The following is a 24346-nucleotide window of genomic DNA, read 5'->3' as shown; positions in this document are numbered from 1 at the left end:
CAAACCAAGCACCAGCTTGCCTTCTGCGTCAGGCGACATAGTCTAAGTGAAGTTGGAAAAGTTTTGGCAAGAAAGGCCATTCGGTGGCTTGCGAGTGGCTTTCGTCAAACCGTCATTCCAGCCCACATTTTACCCAGCTCACCAGGGATAAACGGCCACCTGCTTAAGGTCCGTAGGACCGGCATGTCTATAGAAGTAAATCCCAAAAGAGAATCCCCGCTTCGGCCCGGGATTTTAAACAGCTCAGCACCCGTAATCCGAAGCGGAACCCACCCGCGCATCCTCCGTTATATTTGCGAATACTTTACTCGCCTCACTTAGGCATCAACGAGAGTCGCCCATGAACATCGATTCAATACGCCACATCCTTCTATGGTGTACGGTCATTAACTACTGCGTGCTGCTCGTCTGGTTTCTTGTCTTCATTTTCGCTCACAACTGGATGTATCGACTCCACGGTCGATTATTTTGTCTTACAACAGAGCAATTCGACACCATCCACTACGCAGCCATGGCGGTATACAAAATAGTAATCCTTCTTTTCAACCTGGTTCCGTATATTGCGCTGCATATCGGCTAAGATGAGATCAAAAACTTGATTTTAATTACTTCCCGCCACACCATCCCCAACAAGTGTGGTGAAAAAATGTTCCAACTTTTGTCCATTCGGCCAATGGAAAGGAAGTTTGTTAATCTAGACATTCCGTGCTCATCCCCTCATGTAATCAACGGACCGCTGCCCAAATGCCAAGTTAATCTCTGCATGCGTACATCTCATGAAAACTGACCAGCGAGGCACTGCTACGATAAGGAAACGTTACGATGCTGGTACGGCGATCATCACCGTCGGTGTTCTGCTGGAGGAAGGAGAATTCAATCTCCGATCCCAGTTCGAGCAGCCCGTCGTTTTGGAGGCGACCCCGGAATGTTTGGCGTTGTATCCGAAGAGCCAGGCGTTATTCCTCTGTTGTGAAGGCTCAGCACAATCCGGTGTCTTATATGCGACACGAGGCTTTCGTGACCAATGCGGTTGTGTTGTGTTTACCAAGTTTCGTGGAGCCCAGTTGCCATCTGATTGCGGCATGGGTTTCGCAACGGCAGCGGCACTAGCCTGCCTTCGCGCTTTAGGCCAGCCCGAGCGAATCAACCAGATGGACATGGATGGCTGGCAGGAGATCTGAGTTATAATCTTGGAGACTAACACATGCGTCACGACACCTTCCCAACCTAATATTATTATGGGTTACATTCTACTAATGGTAACAGCGCTGACAGGGCTGATCGCGAGCATCGCATGTCACCTCATGGGTTGGCTACACGTTGAACCACCGTGGGGCAAGTCGGTGTTTATTCTCCACGTCGGGATCTTCGTTGTTTGGTTTCCGCTCGTCATTCTTGCCAACCGGACGATGCCGAAAGCGGGACGAAACAATATGAAACATCTGCTTGCCGTATTGCCCAAGTGGGTGCGCGTCGCTTGCGCTGTTCTGTTCGCTTACGCCATACTGCACTTCGTTTATTTTATTTATTGCACGCAACAGTATCCAAAGCACGGAGTCCCTTTTTACCTGGAGCTTCGAGGCTTCTCGGGCCACTGGATGATGTTTTACGGAATCGCATCCGCTGGCTTTGTCGCACTGGGCCGCCTGGCCCGGAAAAGCAAGAATGCCGAAGCTACAACCAACCGCTGTCCCGGCATGGGCGGCCGCATCAACACAGGACCAGACTAATATGATCTCAAAAGACCACGACCGCATCCTCGATTTCGCTCCCATCGGCATGTGGTGGGAAATTACCCAGTCCACGGCGGATTCGGACGGCAGATTTTTCGAGGCAATCAACGTGTTGGTCCCGGGTTTTGCTGGACCGCCGCTGCATATCCATCCACACGCGGAGGAAAGTTACCAGGTCCTCTCTGGCACACTGGATGTCTGCGTTGCTGGTCAATGGCGGGAGCTGAAGCCTGGGGAATCCATCACTGTGCCGGCAGGAACACCACACACCCTGAAAAACGCCCACACAGAAGAAGTGCGACTGCTAAACGTGCATAAACCGGCGCTTGGTTTTGAGCGTTTTTTCCGCCGGTTCCACGCGCTGGTGTCTGCGGGAAGATTGAAACTTCCCCCGAAGGACTTCGGCTCGCTTGTGTTGGTTTCGATGCTGTTTGTGGATCATGAGCAGGAAATCAAATCCGCAAAACCGCCCCACAATATGATGAGAGTTCTGGCTTTCATCGGCAGACTCATGGGCTATAAGCTGCCGCAGTGAACAGCTGGCTCATCAAGCATGCACAGGTGCTGAGTTCGGACGACCAGTAAAATCGAGTGTGGAAGCCGCGTGTTGAATAGCCTCTCGCCATTCCACCTTAACATCTTTCCCTACTCATTGATTGGGCAAACGCTGATGCACCTCCAACCAATAATCGAGTAAAATTTTCAGGCAACGGGAGAGTTCATCCAGGTCACCGGTCTTTACGACATACGAGTTCGCACCCAGGCTGTAAGCTTTGGCGATATCATCCTTGCGATCCGAAGAGGTGAACATCAATACCGGCAAATCCAAAAACTCCGGCTGCTGGCGTATCCACTGAAGCACCTCCAACCCGTCCACTTTTGGCATTTTGATGTCGAGCAACACCAGGTCAGGAGCTTCTGAATTCTTGGTCAGGACAGTGGGCAGAACGCGTTTAAGATAGGTTAGGGCCTCTTCTCCATCCGTGGCCACGTCCAACACATGCGGTTGCCCCACACCGTTTAGAGCGATCTTGAGCAAAACCACATCGTCATCCCTATCTTCCGCCAGCAGAATTCGTTTCATCGAATGTTCGAATATACAGCTGTCAATAAGAGAAAAACAAGGACCTACGAAGGATATTAAAAAGGTGAGTTCGCGCGGTTAGACCGTACTCCACAAAGAATGTCATTTATGGAGGCCGTCGCAGCAGGCTCCGGGCGCGCTTTCCTATCCTTCTTCCCCATCCAAATGGGGCCATGATGGATGCCAAAGTCGGGAAAATTGCACGAAGCGTGCCGATTGGCTCGAGCCTCCATTTCTTCAGGCCCAAAGGGCCGGCTTTATCTTAGCCCAGGTCGGAGCCGCAGGCGCAGGCCTGGGAACACGTTCCCCTAAAAAAACCGCTTCGACCCACGATGCCAACTTTCAACTCCCGCCATCCGAAGCGGAACAGGATGGCGCAATCCCCGCTTTCCGGGTCGCAGCATTCTCACCTGCAAGTCTCCAACCCAACAACCCATGAGCGTCCTTCGACCCGCACTACAGCCACTTGCCGGACTTGTGCAGATACCATTGGCAATGGGAGAAGGCCGGGGTGAGGGAAGATGCGCCCGGACTCCGCGCCGCCTCGATTGACTCCCACGCCCCCCAACCGATGAGGCGGCCAATAGCTCGCTCCGTTTCCAACATTCATTTTTGAGAAATGTTATAAATGCCACGTTGTGGTCTGTAAAATATAGTGTAATCATCTCGTAACCAGCTTACTTATCCGCCACATAGACGGTATACGCACACCGCTTGGCATTGGCATGCATCTTCGCCGGAACCGCTTCAACCCTTAAACCCGTTCTCGCGAGATGCTCAGCAAAAATACGGTCCGCACGGGCAGACCAGAACGCAGCTCGTCCCCCGGGCTTAAGCGCAGCCGCGATTCTTTGCAACCCCGTCCGGCTGTACAGCCGCGCATTCTGCTTGTGCACCATGGCGCTCGGACCATTGTCGATGTCCATCACCAGCGCGTCATACTTTTCCCGCCCTGCCCGCGCCAGCACCTCCCACACATCTTCCACCGAAACTCTCACCCGGACATCATCCAACAAAGTCCCGTTCACATGCGCCAAAAATTTCCGGTTCCACTCCACCACTTCAGGAATCAACTCCACCACTTCCACCCCGGCTTCCGGCCCCGTCTGTTTCAACACACTCTTCAAAGTGAACCCCAGGCCCAACCCTCCAATCAATATGCAAGGTGCCGCCTGCCCAATCAATCTCGCGCAGGCCAACTCTCCCAGCGCGAGCTCCGAAGCCGCGATCGTGGAATTCATCAGCTCCTGCCCGTTCAAGCGGATGCAATAATTCCCATCATGCTCGTATAGGATCAGCCGTGCTCCGTCAGGGGTCGTCGTTTCTGCAATTTTTATTTGTGGTTTCAAAGTATGGTCCGAACAGGACAGTTATCTCACATCACGCTTTTCCTGTCACGGTGTGCGTAATTGATAGAAACGCCGCAGGTAATTCGTCGCCGCTGGATCTGTAAACTCAAACCGTCCGGCTGAAATTTGCGTGGCCGTCCCCAGTGGCGTCCAGTCGGTCAGGTTCGTGGAAACATACGTGCTGCCGCTCTGCCCGCTGCTGTTGCTGTTGCTGTAAGCAAACTGAAATGCGCCATTGCTCAGTTTTTTCATACCGGTCAGCAACACCATGATCGGCGGCGGCAACGGCGTCACCTCCGCCCACGTCCTGCCGATGCGTAATTCATCAGCCACCATCGCAGCTGGCTCTGTGGTTGCGCGTTGCAGGAATACAAAGCTCGCAATCTGGTTGGCTGTGATGTCGGAACCGTTGGTGGCCACCAGCATAGCTGCTGGTTCTGCAGTCGCCGCCAAGTCCGCCTCACCCGGATTGATCCATAGTTTCGAAATGTCGTCGCTCGTTGTCGCCGGGTTGAACGTGTAAGAGCCCACGATAAACAATACCTGGTTCGTCGTGAAAGTGCGCGGGTCCCACACCCAATCGCTGGCAACCGAGGAATTTTTTGAAACCCCCAGATTAAATCCATCATTGGTGGCGCGCATGTAAAGGCGCGTTCCCACCACCGTCGGCTGGTTCGCCTGGGCACCAATCGAGTTGTTAAACCCGGCGAGGAATGTTCCCGCGGAGGACAGGCCATTGGTATCCAACACCTGCAAGGCAAACGAATAGTAGAGTGTCCCACTCGTAACCGGCATTCCCGCTGGCATGGAAAGGCGCACGCTCTTGCCCAGGCCGCCAAACCGGATGCTGTTGCCCGCCGCCGGCATCAACCCCGGCACCATCAGGCTGTTGGTCTGCACGATAATGAATGGTCCGACCGTGCCCGTGCCGATGTCAGACCACCCCAGGTAGTTCCCACCAATCTGCCCGCCCAGGTCCAACCCGGCCGCATAATCGAAAGGTTCATAAAACGGTAACGGATAAATCACCGTCAATGTAGCCGGTATGCTGAGCACGCTACCCGCCACGTTGCTGACCACCACGCTGTAACTCCCGGCATCGACAGAACTGATTCCCGTTAATGTCAGCGTCGGCGCGCTCGCTCCGGAAATCACGCCGCCATCCACGATGTTCGAACCGTCCTTTCTCCATTGGTAAACCAACGGACTGGTGCCGTCCGCCGTCACGCTGAAACTGACCGTTGTTCCTGCATAGTTTGCCCGGCTTTGAGGTTGTCCATTGATCGTGGGACTCTGACTTGCCAGCACAGAGAGAGTTGCCGTGGGAGCACTCGTCACGCTGCCGAACCCCGTGACCACCACATCGTACCCCGCGGCATCTGAGAGTGAAATATTGGTCACCATCAGGCTTGGCAGGCCCGCACCGAAAACATTGCCACCATCGGTTAGATTGAAACCGTTCTTTCGCCATTGGTACGTCAGCGGACCGGTGCCATCCGCTGTCACGCTGAAGCTGGCCGTTGTTCCCACGCTGTTCGTCCGGCTCTGCGGCTGAAACAGGATCGTCGGCGGTTGATTGGTCTGGGAGAAACGATAAACATGCACATCAAACGGCGCGAATACGTCCTCAAACTGCCCGTTCTGTGCCGCGACCACCCGGGGTGACTCGTAAAGAACCTCTCCTTTGAGGGCCCATGATGGCAGCCCGCTGAAGGTAACATTCGTCACCGTTCCTTCCCGCTTGCTGGCCAGAATGTACAAGTACGGCGGCACCTCGCGCACACAGTACTCCACATCGGGCGCCGTCGTTCCGCTCATTGTAATCGGCAAAGTGGAATTCGTGGCCACCAAGGCTTGTGCGAGCACATTGTGATCGCCTAACTGCTGGACCACTGGCTTGAGCACGTCGTTCCAAAAGGTCCAGTTCCACCCAAGCGGCGCATCCTGTGTATTCAACGTGGCAGCGATGTTTCCGCCGAAGTACACCAGGCCGCGCGCACCGTTGATGATTGCCTGATACGCCATGAAGCGCTCCTGCGTGTAAGTCGGGAAGATCAGCGTCTTGCTCGGCGGCGTAACCCCGCTCCACGCGATTTGCTCAATCATCCAATACTCCTTCCCACCCGCCGCCACCAGCGACAAAAACTCCGTCCAATCCCCCACCATGCTGATCTCCTTATTCGGGAGCAGTGAATGAGCGCCGGGCGGGATGCTCACTGGATAAATATCCAACGCCAGGATGTCCGCCGCCGCATTGTATGGTTGCAGGTCGGGCACAGTCCCGCGCGGGGCGTGCGTTTGCACCACCGGATGATTGGCATCCTCCTGCTTGGTGACCTCATACCCTCGCTGCAAATCCGCCTCCGATACCCCGGCCCACCAGGACTCATCGAAATTCTTCCACAAACCCAGCGCCGGATGATTTCTAAATGTATCCACCACATTGCGCAGGCTCGCCGGGGTATTCGTATCGGTGGCGGAAAACCTGGACAGTTCTCTCAAATTTACCCAGCAATACATCCCGTGTTGCGCCGCCCAATCCAAGGCCGCCTGCTGGTCGCTGATCACCTGGCTGTCCCAGTTATTTGTCTGCGTGATGCGAAACAGGACCGCGCCGGCATCACGCAGTTCCTGCAGCGCGTCGTTCCCGCTGGAGGTTTTGCCATAGGTCGGCGGACCGGGTGAAAACCCGATTGCAAACACCTTTCGCCCGTTGATCATCAGTACCTGGTTCGCATCGACCGCCACGACGGACCCCGTCTGTGCCGTCGCCGCCAGGGCCATCATCCATGTCAGGAACGCCCCGAGCCACAGCAAAATCTGCGGTGTGTTGCAAAGGTTGTTCAATCGGCAGAAAGCCGGGCTCCTCAGGCTGCAGATTGATCTCAAGGGTGCAATAAATCCCAATGTAACAAGCCAGACCACCGGATCAACTTATAACTCCCTTCGGACGGATGTCTCAAAGAACGTATTGTTTCCCCAATTCCTTGATTGGCTTTCAACGGAGGCAGCTTGATGAATTCTCACGGCAACGCGGCGAACTGGTTAAATCCAAGCCACCGATGCAGGCACTCCGCCATTTCAATCAGTTCCGTGATCGTGCTCGGTTTTACCAGATAGCCATTGGCTCCCAAATCCAATGCCAGTTCAATATCGCGCTCCTGGCTCGAAGCCGTCAGCACAAAAATGGGAAACCGCTTCAATCTTGGCTGTTGTTTCAGCCAGGTGAGCACTTCAAAACCATCCTTTTGTGGCATGTTCAAATCCAACAGCATGGCAGTCGGAAATGGAAATCGATCGCGATTCCCATAAAGGCCTTCCCCTTTCAAGTAGGCTATGGCTTCCACCCCGTTCTTTGCTCGCTGCAACTCATTCTGATAACCGGCTTTTTTGCACGCAATTTGCATCAACCTTACATCGTTATCCATATCCTCCACCAGCAGGATGATCGGATTCGCCGGGAATGTTGGCTCAGTTGTCATGGTTGAAGGGTGCAGGAGCAAAATGGCATTGCTTTTATTGCTCAGATTGTTGGCAATTCGATCCAAAAGCGGCTGCCCTTTCCAGGAGTCGATTGCACTCCCACCGAACCTCCCATGCGCTCCACCCCCTTTTGAACAATCGCCAGCCCAATGCCGGTGCCAGGGTATGATGAGGTGGTATGCAACCGTCTGAAAATCTGGAAAAGTTTGTTGGCATTCTCCTGGGTGATTCCAATTCCATTGTCCTCCACCGATAAAATCACGGTTGCGCCACGAACTTCAGCCCAAAGGCGCACCTGCGGCGACACGCCGGGAGCCACAAACTTCAGGGCATTACTTAACAGGTTGGTGATGACCTGGCCCAGGGTCGAAGCATGTGCCCGCACCTTGGGCAGGGGACCCACTATTTCAATCTTTGAGTGCTTATCTTGAATCTCCATTTGGTGGCGGGCGACCACCTCCTCCACGAGTTGCCGCAAGTCCACCGGTCCCAAATCAATTGTTTGGCTGCCAATTTTCGCGAACGCCAGCAGATCCGATAGCAGATGGTCCATGAACCGGGCGGAGGCTTCGATGCGTGCAGCAAACTCACGACCTTCCTCATTCATGGCAGGGCCGTGCTCGGTTACGAGCATGTTCGCGAAACCTTGCATGGCCCGCAGTGGCGAGCGCAGGTCATGCGCAATCGAATAAACGAACGATTCCAACTGGCTCTCAGTTTTCTTTTGGTCGGTGGCATCTTGAATGCATAAAATAATTTTTCTGAGATGATCCAGACGGCAGGCATCGAGCAGCATGATTCGCGGCCCGAGATGTGGAAATTTGTGACTTACCTCAAAGTTTTTGACTGCCGTGTTTCCCGGCAGTATCTCGTCCAGCAGCCTGCGCAATTCAGGAATATTCCACTGGCCATTGCCCAGATCATAAATCAAGGAGCCTTCGGTTTCAGTGGGGGATACCTGGAAATGTCTGCAGAAGGCGTCGTTCGCCATCTCCACTCGCAATTCCTCATCAAGAACCAGCAGCGGCGGCACGTTCTCCACAATGGCTTGAACATATTCATGCGCCTTTTTCACCTCCTGCTCGCTGCGCTTGAGCGCATTGACATCCACCAGCATCACCACCGCGCCATCAATTTTGTTATCTAAAGTTAAATAAGGCCGGATCCGCAAGGAATACCACCTGCCTGCCTTATCCTGGATTTCCCGTTCCCGCACGCTAACCGTGTCGATCACCTCGCGCACCACGGCTTCCAGATCAGGACAATCCAAATTGTGCCGGACGCTCCCCAGGGGACGGCCGGCATCGGTGGCCAGCAGGTTAAACATCGCTTCAGCTTCGGGCGTGAAATGCCGGATGTTCAAATCCCGGTTGAGCACGAGGATGGCGGTGTGGATGCTGACATGCAGGTTTTTCAGGTCGCTGATGAGCCGGTTGAGCTGCTCGTTGCGACTGACCATCTCTTCGTTGATGGTCGTCAGTTCCTCATTGCTGGATTCGAGTTCCTCCTTGGAAGTTTCCAGTTCCTCATTGATGCTTTGCAACTCTTCATTGGCGGATTGCAGCTCTTCGCCCGCGGCTTGTTGATCCGCGGTTGCTGCTTCGTATTGCTCCTGAAGTGACTGGAGGTATTCACGGGTTTCCGTCAGTTCTTGTTCCAGTTCTGCCCGGCGCCGGGATTGTTGGCCGGCTTTGGCTTCTCTTCTGCCGCTTTGACCGCTCTTGGCGGGAGACAAACCTCCTTCCACCGGGAGGGCCTTCGGTGACGCTGCCTGACCGGCATCAAACAACACCAGATAACACCGGCGCTTTAGGTTTTTAAGCGGGATGACTTCAATCGCCACTGTGCAGTCATTGCCGTTTTCCTTGAAGCGCACCCCTTCCTGGCGCATTGTTTTATTCTCCTTCCGGGCCCGGTTGACGGCTACCCGTAAGGGCGGCACCAAATCTTCACGCGCCATCTTCAACAGGTCAAAGACAGGTTTGCCGGTAGGCGGGTTTAAGTACGTTCCGGTCTGCCCCCGGAATTGAATGATTTGAAATTCGGCATCGATTAAAACTGAGGGGGGAACAAAACGGCTGGCCGCGAGTCGATCGGCTTCACGCTGGGCGCTGAGTTCCGTCTCTGCGGCTTCGCGTGGAATGTCTGCTTTCAAGTTGGAATACATCCTTTTTTCGATGGGGCGGTTGCGGGTAGCGGGCGGGTGGAATAAGGGCGGTGATCCCGAAGTCCTCGCAAACACCTTCTGCTTTTTGTCCACCGGCTCGAACAGATGGGGGAAAGACCCGACTGATTCGGAAGCTCCGAGGATCAGAAAGCCCTCCGGCTTCAAGGCATAATGGAAGGTGGGGATGATTTTTTTCTGCGGTTCAGGATCCAGATAAATCATCAGGTTGCGGCAACTGATGAGGTCCAACCGCGAAAAGGGCGGATCTCCGATCACGTTGTGCCGTGCGAAAACACACCTTTCCCGCAGCGCCTTGCTGATGCGATAACCTCTCGCCTCTTCCACAAAGAAGCGTCCTAGCCTCTCTGGCGAAACTCTCTCCAATAAACTTTTATCGTAAAGCCCTCTCCGCGCAAACTCCACTGCCGTTTCATTCAGATCAGTGGCAAAAATTTGAAATTGCGGGGCATGGGCGGCATTCTCAGCAAACTCAGTAAACGCCATGGCCAATGAATAAACCTCCTGGCCCGTCGAGCAGCCTAACACCCAAAATCGCAGCGTCGGATCCCGATCGCCCTGGCAGAGCCTGGGAAAGACCACCTCTTTCAACGTTTCAAACAGTTCAGGATTGCGAAAGAAACTGGTTACGCCAATTAACAGGTCGGTATAAAGCGCACTCAGTTCCTTGGGATTCTCCCGTAGAAATAACACATACTGCTCCAGGGAGTTCTGCCGGTTAAGCACCATGCGCCGATGAATCCGCCTTAAGATGGTGGTTGACTTGTAAAAGGAAAAATCGACCCCGCAATCCTTGCGCAACAGCAATAGAATCTTCTCGTAATGTTTATCATCCTCGGAAGATAGCTGGTCAGGCGTCCGCAAAAGCAGTTGATTTCCACCGCGCTTCCCAAAGGCTGGCACTGGCTTTTTGGCTTTGCCGTCCGATTTAAGTCCGGGCGCGTTTGCCACATAAGGATGCTTGGCAAGCCGGACGAGTTCTTCAGCAATGCCTCGGGCTGAAAGCGTAAAATCCACACATTGGGCCGCTATCGCACTGCGCGGCATGGAATCGTACTTCGCTGAACTATCCTGCGCAAAAGTAATGCCTCCTTCCGCCTTGATCGCTTCCAAACCCATGGTCCCATCCGTGGCGGTGCCTGACAGCACCACGCCTATGGCACGCTCTTGCTGGGCTTGCGCCAGGGATTCAAAGAAAAAATCGATGGAATGATGCGGAGCCGGAGACCCTCCGCGCGGTTGGAGCCTCAATCTCCCTTCAGAAATTCCCATGTCAGTGTTCGGTGGAATCACATAAACATGGTTCCGTTCCACTGCCATGTCGTTGCCCGCCTGGTTGACCGGCATCGACGACACTTTGGCCAGCAACTCCGTCAACGCACTCTCATGCGAAGGGTCCAAATGCTGCACCAGAACGAAAGCCATGCCTGTGGTGGCAGGTAAAGCCTTAAGCAGTTCGATAAACGCCTCCAAACCACCCGCCGACGCGCCGATGCCAACAATTGGAAAGGATTTCGCTTCTTCCGCTGCCTGTAGTTTCTCGGTTTTAGCCACAACAGGATCACTTTGGGTACGATCCGCTGTTTTCACGCTCGCGGAGGAGCTTTTGGCCGTGGTGGCGCGAGTACCTTTCATGTAATTATGACCTACTATTACATTCCATTTCCGAAGCCCCGACCGTGAATGCAAGGCCTGCCCTTACAAGATGATAACTTCAGTGAATCAATTACGCCAATAAATTGCAAGGCAAATGGGGACCCGGAGTCTTGGTATCGATCCAAAATTGGATGCGCCGGGGAGGAGATAATGAACTCCCTTGCCGTCGGCCGGAGGAACGTGCCTTACTAATCTCCACCACTGGCTAAGTAAAGACAGTATCATTGACCCACACCGGCACATCGGGAAACAATGGCATGCCGGGAGCATTTGCATACGACAGGAGGGATTTTGGTTTGAGGCAAGGCGGAGGCCGCAGGCGCTATCCCTAGATAGGGACCAGACCGACAACGCCGCCTCAAATCAAAAGCACCCTGCACCCAACGACCAACGAGGTTCCTCTTCCCCAAGGCCATGGCTTTTTCAGTCTCCACTTTCATCAGGCTTATCGCCTCATTTCATTCCGGTTCCTTTCCCCATTCCGGAAATTAATTTTGGCATTCGGTATAACAAGCTCAAGGCGGAATTGTGAGTAGGTTGCTTGCTTTAACCAAGCCATCTTCAGGTACAAATCACTTGACAATGCCCTCGATCCACCATTACCGTTTCGGCTCCTAACTCCGACCCTCGCAAAAGCCCTTGACGCAGTTTTCTTGCGCCACAACGCAATAATAACAGAACCAGAAGGAAAGGAAAACCTCATGAAAAAATCACTCCACCCTTTCAGCACTCCACCCCTCAAGGACGTGGAAACAACCCTGATTGCGGTCAATCGCCTGGGAAGCAGGAATACGACTTGGATGTCGCTGATCACCGCCAGCTTGGCGCTGGCCTTTGGTGCCGGGCATGCCCAGGCACAACGACCGCTTGGGATCGATGTCTCCTCCTACCAGGGCGCTCCCAATTGGTCGAGCGTCCGGGGCGGGGGCGTTGTATTTGCGTGGGCAAAAGCCACCGAAGGCACGACTTTTAACGATGCCGATTTCGTCTTCAACCAGAACAACGGCAAAGCCGCCGGCGTTTTGATGGGCGCCTACCATTTCGCCCGCCCGAATCAAGCCAGTCCCGGCGCCGAGGCGGGTCATTTCTGGAATGTGGCGGGCGCGTTCATCCAGGCCGATGGTAGGACGCTGATGCCGACGCTCGATTTCGAAGTTTTTAGCGGTGTCGTGGGTGCCGGCAGCTACTCGGACTGGGCCAACCAATGGTGCAACATCGTCAGAAACGATGCCGCCGGGCAGAACGTATCGATAAGACCCGTCATCTACACCAGCGCCTGCAGCGCCTGCAATTTTGACGGCAGCGTGTCACAATGGATTCCATGGATCGCCAATTACAACGGTCAAAATCTGTATTCCGGCAATCCCTGGAGTGCTTGCACCAGTTGTGAACGCTGGGGTGCAGGTGTCTGGGATTGTTGGCAGGTCAGTTCCAGTGGCGCGATCCCGGGCATTTCGGGCAACGTCGATTTGGACACGTTCAACGGCAACACCTCCCAACTGATTTCGGTCATGCTCGCCACTTCGAGTTGCAACCTGTCTTTGGTCGGTGGCGCCATCAGAGCGAAGTACGATTCCCTGGGCGATTGCAATTCGTTCCTCGGCTACCCCACCACCGGGGAACTGGGCACGCCTGATGGTGTCGGCAGATACAATCATTTCTCAAACGACGGCTCGATCTATTGGACGCCGCAAACCGGTGCCTGGTCCATTCATGGATTGATTCAGGATCACTGGGCCAGCCTCGGTTGGGAAACCAGCCCGCTCGGTTATCCTACCACGGATGAAACCGGCACGCCTGATGGCCTCGGACGCTTCAACCATTTCTACAACATCGCGAACGGCGACACGGGCTCGATCTACTACACAGCGCAAACCGGAGCCCAGTCACTTCATGGCAACATCCGCGCGCACTGGGCAAGCCTGGGCTATGAAACCAGTCCGCTTGGCTATCCCACTACCGATGAAACCGGCACGCCTGATGGCCTCGGACGTTACAACCACTTCCACAACCTGACGACTGGCGTCGCCGGCTCCATCTACTGGACACCCCAAACCGGTCCCTGGGCAATCTACGGCGCCATACAGGACCACTGGGCCAGCCTCGGTTGGGAAACCAGCCCGCTCGGTTATCCCACCACGGATGAAAACAGCACGCCCGATGGCATTGGCCGCTACAATCATTTCACCAACCTCGTGAGTGGCGTTGCCGGCTCCATTTACTTCACACCCAACTACGGTGCCTGGGCCATCTACGGCGCCATTCACACGCACTGGTCCAGCCTCGGTTGGGAAACGAGCGTCCTGGGTTATCCTGTGACCGACGAAACGAGCACACCCGACGGCGTTGGTCGTTACAACCACTTCAAGAATCCCCACCTGAATAACCAGGACGGCTCCATCTACTGGACACCTTCCACCGGAGCCTATGAAGTCCACGGCCCCATCCGCACCTACTGGGCCAATGCCGGCTGGGAAAAAAGCACACTCGGCTATCCCACCAGCGACCAGTTTACAGTGAGCGGTTCAACCAACCTCGTGCGAAACAATTTCCAACATGGCACGATAACACTCAATACCACCACCGGCGTGGTCACCTCTCCGTAATCATTCAGACCGTACTCCAAAAAGAATGTCAAAAAAGGGGTTGTGCTCTGATGGGAAAACAACCCGTGATGGCAATCCGCGCCATCATGCCCAATCAACCATGCGCTGCCAGACGTAGTCACCCTCTCCCTTTGCGCATGGGAGAGGGCGGGGTGAGGGAAGATGCGCCCGGGACTCCGCGCCGCCTCGGGTGACTTCCACGCCCCCCAACCGATGAGGCGGCCAATACCTCGCTCCGTTTCCGACATTCATTTTGAGAAATGTTATAACATCATCACAGACACAACCGCGGCGGCGGCGCAGCCAAGGTTCGTGTGAGTCGAGCAGGAAGTGCGAAGCCAAGGTTGCGACCGCCGTGCTGCAACGAATCTCAATTTAGGGGTCTAGCCAAAATAAAGTTGTCTTTTATGGCGCAGGGATTTTGGTCGCTGGCGAGGCGCGAGCGACGAACATACCCTGCCCATGGGTCTGTAAGGAGCGAGCAACGAAGCCAGCGGCCAAAAGACCAAGCCAGAATGGGCAAAATTATTTTGGCTAGACCCCTTAAACCTGGCCAGGTGTTTGAATGTGGGATCGTCAAATCGGCTGTAGAGGAAACCGAAAATCCATCAACCCTGGCGAGTCTTTTTCAAGCACGTAGACAGCACTTCCTCGCTCTGCAAAAAGTGGGTGACCAGTTCAAAGCGGAATTGTGAGTAAGTTACCTGTATTACCAAAGTCAATTGTCAAGCACAAAATTACTTGACCGTGTCCTTTGGACCCATCTAGCATTTTGCCCTAGCTCCCCCGTCTTGCGATGTGCCTTCAGGCATATTCGCGCAAAAATCACGGTGGCAGAAACAAACCACATGAAAACAATATTCAAACCCATTAACAATCCTCCTCCCGCTTCGATTGAAACAAACCTTGTTACGATGAATCGCCAAGGAAGCAGAAAGAGGATTTGGAGGTCGATGTTGGCAACCGGGCTGACCCTGGCCTTCAGCGCCGGCCTTGCCCAGGCGCAACGCCCGATTGGCATCGACGTCTCCTCCTACCAAGGCTCGCCCAACTGGTCGAGCGTCAAGGCTTCCGGTATTTCGTTTGCCTGGGCCAAAGCGACGGAGGGTGCCAACACAACCGATGGATCTTTCACCTACAACCAAAACAACGGCAAGGCCGCCGGCGTTTACATGGGCGCCTATCATTTCGCCCATCCGGAACTGAACAGCCCCAGCGCAGAGGCCGCTCACTTCTGGGCCGTCGCCGGTCCTTACATCAAGGCGGATGGCAAAACGGTCATGCCAGTGCTCGATTTTGAAGTGTTCAACGGCGTGGTCGGCGCCAGCAGCTACTCGGACTGGGCCAACCAATGGTTCAACGACATTTTGAACGACGCTTCCGCGGCTGGCATTGCGGTCAAACCCGTGCTTTACACCAGCGCCTGCAGTGCCTGTAACTTTGACGGCAGCGTGGCCAAGTGGATGAACTGGATCGCAGATTACAATGGCCAGAACCCGCAGAGCAGCACTCCTTGGACCGTCTGCGGCGGCTGCAACGTCTGGGGCGGCTGGAATGCCTGGCAGTACAGCGATGCCGGCTCCATTGGCGGAATTTCGGGCGGTTGTGACGTGGATGTATTCAATGGCTCCATGTCCAGCTTCGTCTCCGCGATGGTCATTGGCAGCGTCCAATCCACCCCTGCTTCCGGTTACTCTGTCGGCCCCATCGCCATGAACACCGATGGCACGCTGGAAATGTTCGCGGTCACCAGTGGCAACACTGCGGCTCATGAATATCAAAACAATCCCAACGGCAGTTGGACCGCCCTCTTCAACATGGGTGGCATCACCGCGGTACCCGGCGTGGCCGTGGCCAGAAACCCGGATGGTCGTCTGGAAATCTTCTGCGTGAACAGTGCTGACAAGAAGGTTTATCACAACTACCAGAATTCGCCGCACTCATCCTGGAGCGGCTGGTTCGCTCAGAATGCAGTGGGTGTGACCAATCTCAACGCCCTCACCAACGCCGATGGACGTCTGGAGGTCTTCGGCATCGGCTCCAATGGCGACATCTGGCACAATTATCAAAACACCCCCGGCGGCGCCTGGAACGGTTGGGTGGATCATACCGGAGCACACTTAAAAGCCGGCTATGCGGCAGCCAGGAATGGTGACGGTCGCCTGGAAGTCTTCGGCGTCGGCGACAACGGCCATGTCTGGCACGATTGGCAAACCAGCGCCGGCGGTGCGTGGAACGGCTATGCCGACATGGGCGGAGCGGGCATGAATCCCCGCCTGTCGGTCGGCCAAAACGCAGACGGACGCCTGGAACTCTACGGCCTCGGCAGCAATGGCAACGTCTGGCACAACTATCAGGTCATCGGCGGCGGCGGTGCGTGGAACGGTTGGGGTGACATTGGCGGATTCGGAACCGGCGCGAAGCCCGGCATGGCCGTTGGCATCAACCCGGATGGACGCCTGGAAGTTTTCGGCGTCACCACTGCCGGCGTCGTCTGGCATCGCTACCAAAACGTGGCGGGTGGCAGCTGGACCCCGTGGTATAGCCTGGGCGGCAGCGGCCTGGATTCCCAATTGATGGTGGCCAACAACGCGAACGGAGCCCTACAGATCTTCGCCATCAGCGGCACTGACCTGGCCATGTGGACCAACTACCAAACCACCCCCGGTGGTGGCTGGAACGGCTGGTTCAGCATGGGCAACGCGGGTGCCAAATTCTACTACGGCCAGCCATAATCCAAAACCATGAGCAAAGCCCGCGCAAGCTCCTCAGAGTTTGCGCGGGTTAAATTTTTTCAGCCAGGTGGTCTTGGCTTGGATCGATAATCACCAACTCCTCAAGGCTTCAAGTAAAGATACAACGTCTGAGTCTGGCCACTTCCTCCCCCGCTGCTTTGACTTTGACCGGTGCTGTAGCTGAACGTGTCATTGAAATAAGTCGTGGAATTGTAAATCCCGCCAAAGATCAGCATCTCGCTGCCCGTCCAAACGGCTGAATGCCAGTTCCGCGCCGAAGGCTCACCGGTGGTTATCATCGCCGTCCATGAATTGTTGGACGGATTATACCTCGCCCCATCATTCAAGGAACCAAAGTTGTATCCGCCCCAGATAATCATCTCGTTCCCGGTCCACGCCCACGAGTGTCCGAACCGTGGCCCCGGCGCGCCGCTGCTGCTCATCGCCGTCCAACTGTTGTTCGCCAGATTATATCGCGCACCATCACCCAAATAGCCGCTGGCACCGTATCCACCCCAAATCAGCATCTCCGTTCCCGTCCATACCGCTGCCTGGTAAAAACGTCCCACCGGCGCACCGGAACTTGAAATCGGCGTCCACGTATTTGCGCTCGGGTTGTATCGCGCTCCGGAGTTTAGAAACGCCCCGTCACCATTCGAACCGCCCCACACGATCATCTCGGTACCAGTCCACACCGCCGTGTGAAAATAACGTGCCACCGGCGCATTGGCCGTGGCCATCGGCGTCCAGGTGTCGGTGTTCGGATTATACTTCGCTCCATCTCCCAGGTAATGGGTGCCGTTGTTATTGTATCCGCCCCAAATAATCATTTCCGTGCCGGTCCAAATCGCGACCGGCGCATCGCGTATCACCGGCGCTCCGCTCGTGGTGACCGACGACCAGGTGTTCGATGCCGGATCATACATCGCCCCATCATTCAAATAAATGCCGTTATCATAGCCGCCCCACACAATCATTTTGCTCCCCGTCCATACCGCCACATGAAATTGCCGCGGTGCCAATCCACTCGCGGGCAGCGGCATCCAGGTTTGTGTGGAAGGATTATAACGTCCTCCATCGCTTAGGTAGTTGGCGTTGATGCCACCCCACACAATCATCTCGCTGCCAGTCCAAACCACCGTATGCCCCCAACGAGGTTGCGGCGCATTATTATTCGACCGCTGATTCCACGCCTCTGCTCCCGACGTGGGAGGCGGCGAATTTGAGACCGCACCAGCGATCTGCCCGACCATTTGATAACCGGCATTCAGCAAATTCGCTGCTGCAGCGGATGTTGAAAGAATGATGCCACCGCTCGGAACAGCGCTCTGGCCGCTGGCCTGCAAATTGTCCACAGCTGCTCCGGGAGCAAGGTTCCCGGAACTCACCGCATTGCCGGAAAGTTTCGCAGATGTAATCGCGCCATCCGGCACCGTGGCGGCTACGCTGGCATTCGCCGCAGTCATGGCATAGCCAACCGAGGCGAGACGTTGGTCGGGGGTCATTTGCTGAAAGCCGTGCTGCCCATCATTAAACCAGATGCGCAACCGGACATCGCTGTTAGCAAATACCCCCGGTAAAATGGAACTCATGTTGTTCAGCGAAGTATCGCCCAACAGGACTGAAAAAAGTCCGTTCGCCGCACTAATGCCCACCGATGTATTCGGCTCACTCCCATTATTACTGGTGCCGTCATTACTCCAGTACGTGACGGAGCCATCACCATTGACGAGCGCGAATTTGAATTGTCCTGAACCAGTAAACGCATTCCCGCTCACCGCTACGCGACCCTGGTAATGGATGAGTTGCGGCACCTGCGCCAAAGCTCCCTGCGGCACCGCGCAGCCAAGCATTACAGCTAGAACGAAAATAAAGTATTTCATAAAAACAAACACTCTCATCCCCGCCGTCCTGCTCACCCGCCTCATTGCGGGCAACCAAGGCAAACCCGTCGATTTCACAGGTGAAGTTGTATGATCTGGCTGCAAAAAGGTATATGGAGTCCCTTATCCATACCGCATGGAGATTCGCCCCATTCATTTTCGCAACATTCCCCTCCGACAGGACGCTCCCGGTCTCATACGAGCCGCGGTGTCGTGGCCGGGAATTCCAACCCCGCCGCCAGGCTCGTGGGTAGGGCGTATCAGTCCCTGAGCGCCGCACTAACCTGGCCCACGATTCCATACAACCCCTTGCCCCAACTCGCGTATGCGCCCCACGACTCAACACCTCGCGCCAGCAATCAGTGCCGAATGGCAGACTTCAATGCTCTCCCTAAAACAAGAGGAAACTTTACTTCGCATCCAACTTTCCTACACTCACCACGCTTGAAAACTACTCTCAAAAGGCGGGTGTTTCTCGGAGTCCTCTGCTCCGCCCTATATCTTTGTAACCTCATTTCTTCCCATGCTTTCTCTCTCCTTGGCCCGTTTACGCCGTGGATGACTCCCGACCTGGGCTACTTTCCAAATCAAGGTGACATCGGCGGCCCAATGGCCTTGGGTGAAGAATATCGCTGGAACGTGCCAGTCGTCACCTATGGCTTCGACCAATCCTTTCTCGACTACTTCGGCCAACCCGGCGTCGACGCCGTCGAGCAGGCGATTCAGGTAATTAATGATCTGCCACCCGCTTCAAACATCGCGTTAACCAACTATCCTTTGGCAACGAGCCGCTTTAATTACCAGGCGCAAGCGCAAACTCTTTATGACCTCAAGACGGTCACCCTTTCTTTGCTCCTGGAACAATTGGGCCTGACATCCCCCTCACGTTACGTTTGGACTCTCAGACATTGGGATGCCGCTACGGCCAATTACTTTTATCAACCCTCAAAGTTTTTGGACGGTCTCTGGGAAACAGATCTCGAACAGGCCGGATTTATTCCCGATTACGGCATTTTACGAAATTACGATCCTACCATCTTGCAGCCCACCAACTCCATCAACCAAATCAGCTATTCGTTTTATCTTATTGCTTATGGCCCAAACCTCTCCAAGGCAATTACTCGCAATTTTCCCGTCGATCCTTCATCGGCGGATAATGGGAGTGTTGCAGATTATCTCTTTAATTCCTCCAATCTAAGCGGTCAATTCTGCATCGGCTTGTCTCAAGATGATGTCGGCGCCCTGCTTTTCCTTTTAAATCGTACGAATGTACATACAGAAACGCTGGAGGATTCGGTTGTTGCCGCCTTAAATAGCACCAACACACTTGTCCGCACAGCTCCGCGTCCTGGCATCGAAAAGCTCACTTTTCTTCGCCACAGCACCAATTCCTTCGGCAATTTTGCGCCGATGACGAACCAATTTGCGGATCTTTATTTCACGAATGGGCTGCTGGCAACCCAAATGGTTCAGCGGGTGACTGCGAAACCCGATTTTATTTTCAGCGTCAAGGACCTTGGCTTCAGTATAGTGAAGGACAGGGATGGCAATCCTTTTATGGGTTTCACCCCCATCATGCAGAGGTCGGGCACAACGAATTGGGGCAACAATTGCAACTTGAACGCAAACCCGGGAGGCGCCGGGCCAGGAGTAATTCACGGCCCGATCCAGATTATTTACCAAGACGAAAGCAAGTATATCGCTGCTGCTGGTGGGTTAACGAACTATTCCTGTGGTGGAGCGCTTATCAACTGGGGCAGCTTCTCCGATTCTGACGAAGAAATCATTCACACTGGCAATCAAACCAACATCACCTGCCTCACCCTCTCCACCAAGGTAATTTCGAGTAATGGCACACCTACTCTGGAGTGGCTCGTACTCGGCCATCAAAGTGCCAGCTACCGCATCGAATCCTCCACCAACCTGGTTGACTGGACGGTCACCGGTTCCATCACCAACACCAATGGTATCTTTATTTTGCACCAGCCGCTCGACCAACCTGCCAAATATTTCCGCACCATCCTCGAAGAATAATTGCTAAATTCTCCAACCATCGCCGCGTATATCGGTTGCAGACGCTCTCTCAGACCGCTATTTTCTTATTATATCAGCCGGTTCAGTCATTTGCCTGACGGCTGGTCTGATAAGTTGTAAGAATAAACAACCCGCGGCGAGCGTCGCTTCTAATGGCACGTGCGAAAAAGCTTGTACAGTTTAATTGGTGTTCTGCTGCTGGGAGTCCAACCCGCTTCGGCAGCCGACGCTGTCGCGCATCCCGATCCCTTCAAGGAAGAAATCCGCCCATTACTTGACCAATATTGCGCCAAATGCCATGGCCCGGATAAAGCCAAGGCCGGAGTCAACTTCAGTTCGTTCACCAACTCAATCTCCGTCTATCACGACATCAAACTCTGGGAGAAGGTCGTCGCCAAAGTCCGCGATGAGGACATGCCGCCCGAGGGCAAGCCACAACCCACCGTCGAGCAGCGCAAGCAGATGGTTGCCTGGATTGAAAAATCCTTAAAAGACCTTGAAGAAGGCCGTCTGCCCAAAGACCCCGGACGCGTGCTCATCCATCGCCTCAGCAAAACGGAATACAATTGCACCGTGCGCGACCTCCTGGGCGTCGATTCCAATCCCGCCGACAAATTTCCCACCGAAGGCGGCGGTGGTGGCGGCTTCGACAACAATGCCGACACCATGTTCATCCCTCCCATTCTGATGGAACGCTATTTGGCTGCCGCCACGGAAATACTCGACGCCGCCCATCACGATAAAATTTTCTTTGCAAAGAAAAACATCTTCAACTCCGACCGCGCCACGGCTAAAAAAATCATCGCGCATTTCGCGCTGCAAGGCTTTCGCCGCCCCGCGCAAAAAGAAGAAGTAGACCGCCTCTTATCCATTTACGATACGGCCAGAAAACAGGGACAAGACTACGAAGCTGCCGTAAAAACCGCGCTGAAAGGCATCCTGGTTTCCCCCAAATTCCTTTTCCGCGTGGAACAGGATCGCGAATCCTCCCAGCCCTATCCTGTCAGCGATTACGAGCTCGCCAGCCGGCTTTCCTATTTCCTTTGGTCCTCCATGCCCGATGACGAACTGTTTGCTCTCGCCTCCAAAAACAAGCTCCACGAGCCGGCAGTATTGGAGCAACAGGTGCAACGGATGTTGCGCGATCGCAAATCAAAAGTTTTCTCTGACAGCTTTGCCGGTCAATGGCTGCGCGTGCGCGAATTGAAAACCTCCGCCCAACCCGACACAAACAAGTTTCCGGAATACACACCTGCACTTCGCGATGCCATGTATGCCGAGGTGATTGAGTTCTTTAACTCCGTTGTTCAGGAAGACCGGAGTGTGATGGACATTCTCGATGCCAATTATACCTACCTGAACGAAGATCTCGCGCAGCTCTACGGCATCGATGGAGTTCATGGCCGCGAATTGCAAAAGGTCGAATTGAAAGACGCCAATCGCGGCGGCGTGCTCGGCATGAGCGCCGTCCTTACCATGACTTCCTATCCCTTGCGCACCAGTCCAGTGCTCCGCGGCAAATGGGTGCTGGAACAAATTCTTGGAACTCCTCCACCTCCGCCGCCGCCACTCGTTCAAAGCCTGCCTCCCAACGATCATCCAGTCGATGGCCTGACCCTACGCCAACAATTGGAAAAACATCGCTCCAATCCGAACTGCGCCGGTTGCCATTCCAAGATGGACCCGCTCGGCTTCGGTTTGGAAAACTTCGATGCCATCGGCCGCTGGCGCGCAGAGATTGAGCAAAAGCCGGTGGACGCCTCCGGTGTAATGCCTTCCGGGGAAAAGTTTACCGGTCCGGCGGAATTGAAAAAAGTCCTGCTGAATCGCAAGGACGATTTCGCTCGAAACCTCACCGAAAAAATGCTAGCGTATGCGTTGGGTCGGGGATTGGAATATTACGACGTCCCCACGGTCAAAGAGATTACCAAAAAGTTGGCAGAGAGTAATTATCGCAGCTCGGTTTTGATTGCTGAGATTGTAAAGAGTTACCCGTTTCAGTACCGTCGCAACCAACCCACCCAACAGGCATCCAACTAATATGCAAAACTGGAAAATCTCCCGCCGAACCATGTTGAAAGGCGTCGGCGCCATGTTGAGTCTCCCCATGCTCGAGGCCATGGCCCCGCGCTCGTTGTTCGCCAACTCTGCAGCAAGTACCGCCACCCGCAGCTTTCCCGTCCGCATGGCCGTTCTTTACATGGCCAATGGCGTCAATCCCCACCACTGGACACCCAAGGGTGTCGGCCACGATTTCGAACTCTCTCCCATCCTCCAGCCGCTTTCCAAACTGAAGGATGAACTGCTGGTTCTCACTCAGTTGATGAATGCGAAGACCGAAGGTGGAGACGGGCATTACGTCAAGACGGCCGCGTTCCTCACTGGCACCACCATCACGCGCACCACCGGAAGCGACCTGCGTTGCGGCGGCACGTCCATGGATCAAATCGCGGCGCAGCGCATCGGCAATCTCACCACCCTGCCCTCCCTGGAACTGGGCATCGAACCGGTGACCACTGGCGTCGATAGGACTGTCGGCTACACCCGCCTGTACGGCTCCCACATCGCCTGGAGCACACCCACCACTCCGGTCGCCAAAGAAATCAATCCTCAACTGGCTTTCGACCGCATGTTCCGCACTGGAGATGCTGGGGGCAAGAACAGTACCGCCGACAAAAGCGTCGTGGACCTGGTGATGGAAGATGCCCGCCGTTTGAAATCCAAAGTGGGCCAAGCCGATCAGGCCAAGATAAACGAATATCTTGATTCGGTCCGCGCCGTGGAAAAGCGGATCGAATTCGATGCCAAACGCACACGCGAGGAATACAGGGCTGATCCCCTGGTCCGCCGCGAAATCGATAAGCTCGGCGCTCGCATCAAGGATTTCTACCTTGATCCCGCCCAGGCCAGTGAACGCTCCGGCAATCATACCGAACATGTCCGCCTGATGCTCGACTTGATGGTGCTGGCCTTCTGGAGCGACTCGACCCGCATCTCCACTTTCATGTTTGGCAACGCTGTTAGCACTAAGAATTTTTCCTTCCTGGATGGCGTGAAAGGCAGCCACCACGAAATCTCTCATCACCACAGCGACGAGAAAAAGCTGGAGCAATACAAGTTAATCAACATCTGGCACATGACCCAACTCGCTTACATGCTGGAGAAAATGCAATCCATCCAGGAAGGCGAGCGGACCTTGCTCGACAATTCCATGGTGTTGTTCGGCGCCGGCATGCGTGATGGCAATGAGCATAACCCGCACAATCTTCCCATCCTGCTCGCAGGTCAAGGCGGCGGCACACTTTCACCCGGCCGCCATCTCGTTTACGAGAAGAACACTCCGCTCTGCAATTTATATCGCTCCATGCTCACCCGCATGGGAACGCCCGTGGATCAATTCTCCGACAGCACCGGCGAACTACCCGGATTGAACGATCCCGCATTCAAGGGCGTTGGTAATTCCAAGGCATAGAAGTCATCCATTGGACGTTTTTGCTCTGCAACACCCTGTTTTCCATCCTTTCACTATAGGGTGTTTATTCCTCGAATTTGAGACTCACTGCTAATTGTCAGATTACTGCCGCAGCCTGACGATGGC

Annotated in this window: 16 protein-coding genes; 9 read left to right on the top strand and 7 right to left on the bottom strand. The window is 54.7% G+C overall.

Features of this window, described 5'->3' with window-relative positions:
- Nucleotides 1-340 precede the first annotated feature (340 nt).
- The 4 genes from CFLAV_RS08750 (at nt 341) to CFLAV_RS08735 (ending at nt 2268) form a co-directional block, all read left to right on the top strand.
- Nucleotides 341-580, top strand: a complete 240-nt coding sequence (locus CFLAV_RS08750) for a DUF6868 family protein (RefSeq protein ID WP_007414332.1) — start codon at nt 341-343, stop codon at nt 578-580.
- Nucleotides 581-776: 196 nt separating this feature from the next.
- Complete coding sequence (locus CFLAV_RS08745; RefSeq protein WP_007414331.1) at nt 777-1181, top strand: hypothetical protein; 405 nt, start codon at nt 777-779, stop codon at nt 1179-1181.
- A 57-nt stretch (nt 1182-1238) separates the two neighbouring features.
- A complete protein-coding gene (locus CFLAV_RS08740; RefSeq protein ID WP_007414330.1) occupies nt 1239-1730 on the top strand; it encodes a hypothetical protein in 492 nt (163 codons plus the stop codon).
- A gap of 1 nt (nt 1731) precedes the next feature.
- Nucleotides 1732-2268, top strand: a complete 537-nt coding sequence (locus CFLAV_RS08735; RefSeq protein ID WP_007414329.1) for a cupin domain-containing protein — start codon at nt 1732-1734, stop codon at nt 2266-2268.
- A gap of 114 nt (nt 2269-2382) precedes the next feature.
- Here the strand turns inward: CFLAV_RS08735 and CFLAV_RS08730 are convergent, their stop codons facing one another.
- From CFLAV_RS08730 to CFLAV_RS08710, 6 genes are all read right to left on the bottom strand, one after another.
- Complete coding sequence (locus CFLAV_RS08730; RefSeq protein WP_007414328.1) at nt 2383-2817, bottom strand: response regulator; 435 nt, start codon at nt 2815-2817, stop codon at nt 2383-2385.
- A gap of 456 nt (nt 2818-3273) precedes the next feature.
- Nucleotides 3274-3423: a hypothetical protein gene (locus tag CFLAV_RS36470; protein WP_007414327.1), complete on the bottom strand. Its 150-nt coding sequence runs from the start codon at nt 3421-3423 to the stop codon at nt 3274-3276.
- A 71-nt stretch (nt 3424-3494) separates the two neighbouring features.
- Complete coding sequence (locus tag CFLAV_RS08725; protein ID WP_050785664.1) at nt 3495-4166, bottom strand: spermine/spermidine synthase domain-containing protein; 672 nt, start codon at nt 4164-4166, stop codon at nt 3495-3497.
- A 45-nt stretch (nt 4167-4211) separates the two neighbouring features.
- On the bottom strand, nt 4212-7013 hold the full coding sequence (locus CFLAV_RS32080; protein WP_050785663.1) for an immunoglobulin domain-containing protein: 2802 nt from the start codon (nt 7011-7013) through the stop codon (nt 4212-4214).
- Between the two features lie 176 nt (nt 7014-7189).
- A complete protein-coding gene (locus CFLAV_RS08715) occupies nt 7190-7648 on the bottom strand; it encodes a response regulator (RefSeq protein ID WP_007414324.1) in 459 nt (152 codons plus the stop codon).
- 41 nt (nt 7649-7689) lie between these two features.
- On the bottom strand, nt 7690-11469 hold the full coding sequence (locus CFLAV_RS08710) for a chemotaxis protein CheB (protein WP_007414323.1): 3780 nt from the start codon (nt 11467-11469) through the stop codon (nt 7690-7692).
- A gap of 722 nt (nt 11470-12191) precedes the next feature.
- Here CFLAV_RS08710 and CFLAV_RS34840 point away from each other — a divergent pair.
- A complete protein-coding gene (locus CFLAV_RS34840; RefSeq protein WP_007414322.1) occupies nt 12192-14096 on the top strand; it encodes a GH25 family lysozyme in 1905 nt (634 codons plus the stop codon).
- 848 nt (nt 14097-14944) lie between these two features.
- On the top strand, nt 14945-16831 hold the full coding sequence (locus CFLAV_RS32070; protein ID WP_050785662.1) for a DUF8189 domain-containing protein: 1887 nt from the start codon (nt 14945-14947) through the stop codon (nt 16829-16831).
- Nucleotides 16832-16932: 101 nt separating this feature from the next.
- Here the strand turns inward: CFLAV_RS32070 and CFLAV_RS08685 are convergent, their stop codons facing one another.
- Nucleotides 16933-18714: a Kelch repeat-containing protein gene (locus CFLAV_RS08685; RefSeq protein ID WP_160164532.1), complete on the bottom strand. Its 1782-nt coding sequence runs from the start codon at nt 18712-18714 to the stop codon at nt 16933-16935.
- Nucleotides 18715-19158: 444 nt separating this feature from the next.
- On the opposite strand from CFLAV_RS08685, the gene CFLAV_RS08680 reads away from it, so the two are divergent.
- The 3 genes from CFLAV_RS08680 (at nt 19159) to CFLAV_RS08670 (ending at nt 24220) form a co-directional block, all read left to right on the top strand.
- Nucleotides 19159-20748: a hypothetical protein gene (locus CFLAV_RS08680; RefSeq protein ID WP_150107324.1), complete on the top strand. Its 1590-nt coding sequence runs from the start codon at nt 19159-19161 to the stop codon at nt 20746-20748.
- Nucleotides 20749-20919: 171 nt separating this feature from the next.
- Nucleotides 20920-22788 carry a DUF1592 domain-containing protein gene (locus CFLAV_RS08675; protein ID WP_160164531.1) on the top strand — a complete coding sequence of 623 codons (1869 nt, stop codon included), beginning with the start codon at nt 20920-20922 and terminating at the stop codon, nt 22786-22788.
- 1 nt (nt 22789) lies between these two features.
- Nucleotides 22790-24220, top strand: coding sequence for a DUF1552 domain-containing protein (locus tag CFLAV_RS08670; RefSeq protein ID WP_007414315.1), 1431 nt, complete (start codon nt 22790-22792; stop codon nt 24218-24220).
- Nucleotides 24221-24346 lie beyond the last annotated feature (126 nt).

This window comes from Pedosphaera parvula Ellin514, from assembly GCF_000172555.1.
GTDB lineage: Bacteria > Verrucomicrobiota > Verrucomicrobiia > Limisphaerales > Pedosphaeraceae > Pedosphaera.
The sequence above is the reverse complement of the archived record's forward strand: the minus strand, read 5'-3'. Positions and strand labels throughout refer to the sequence as shown.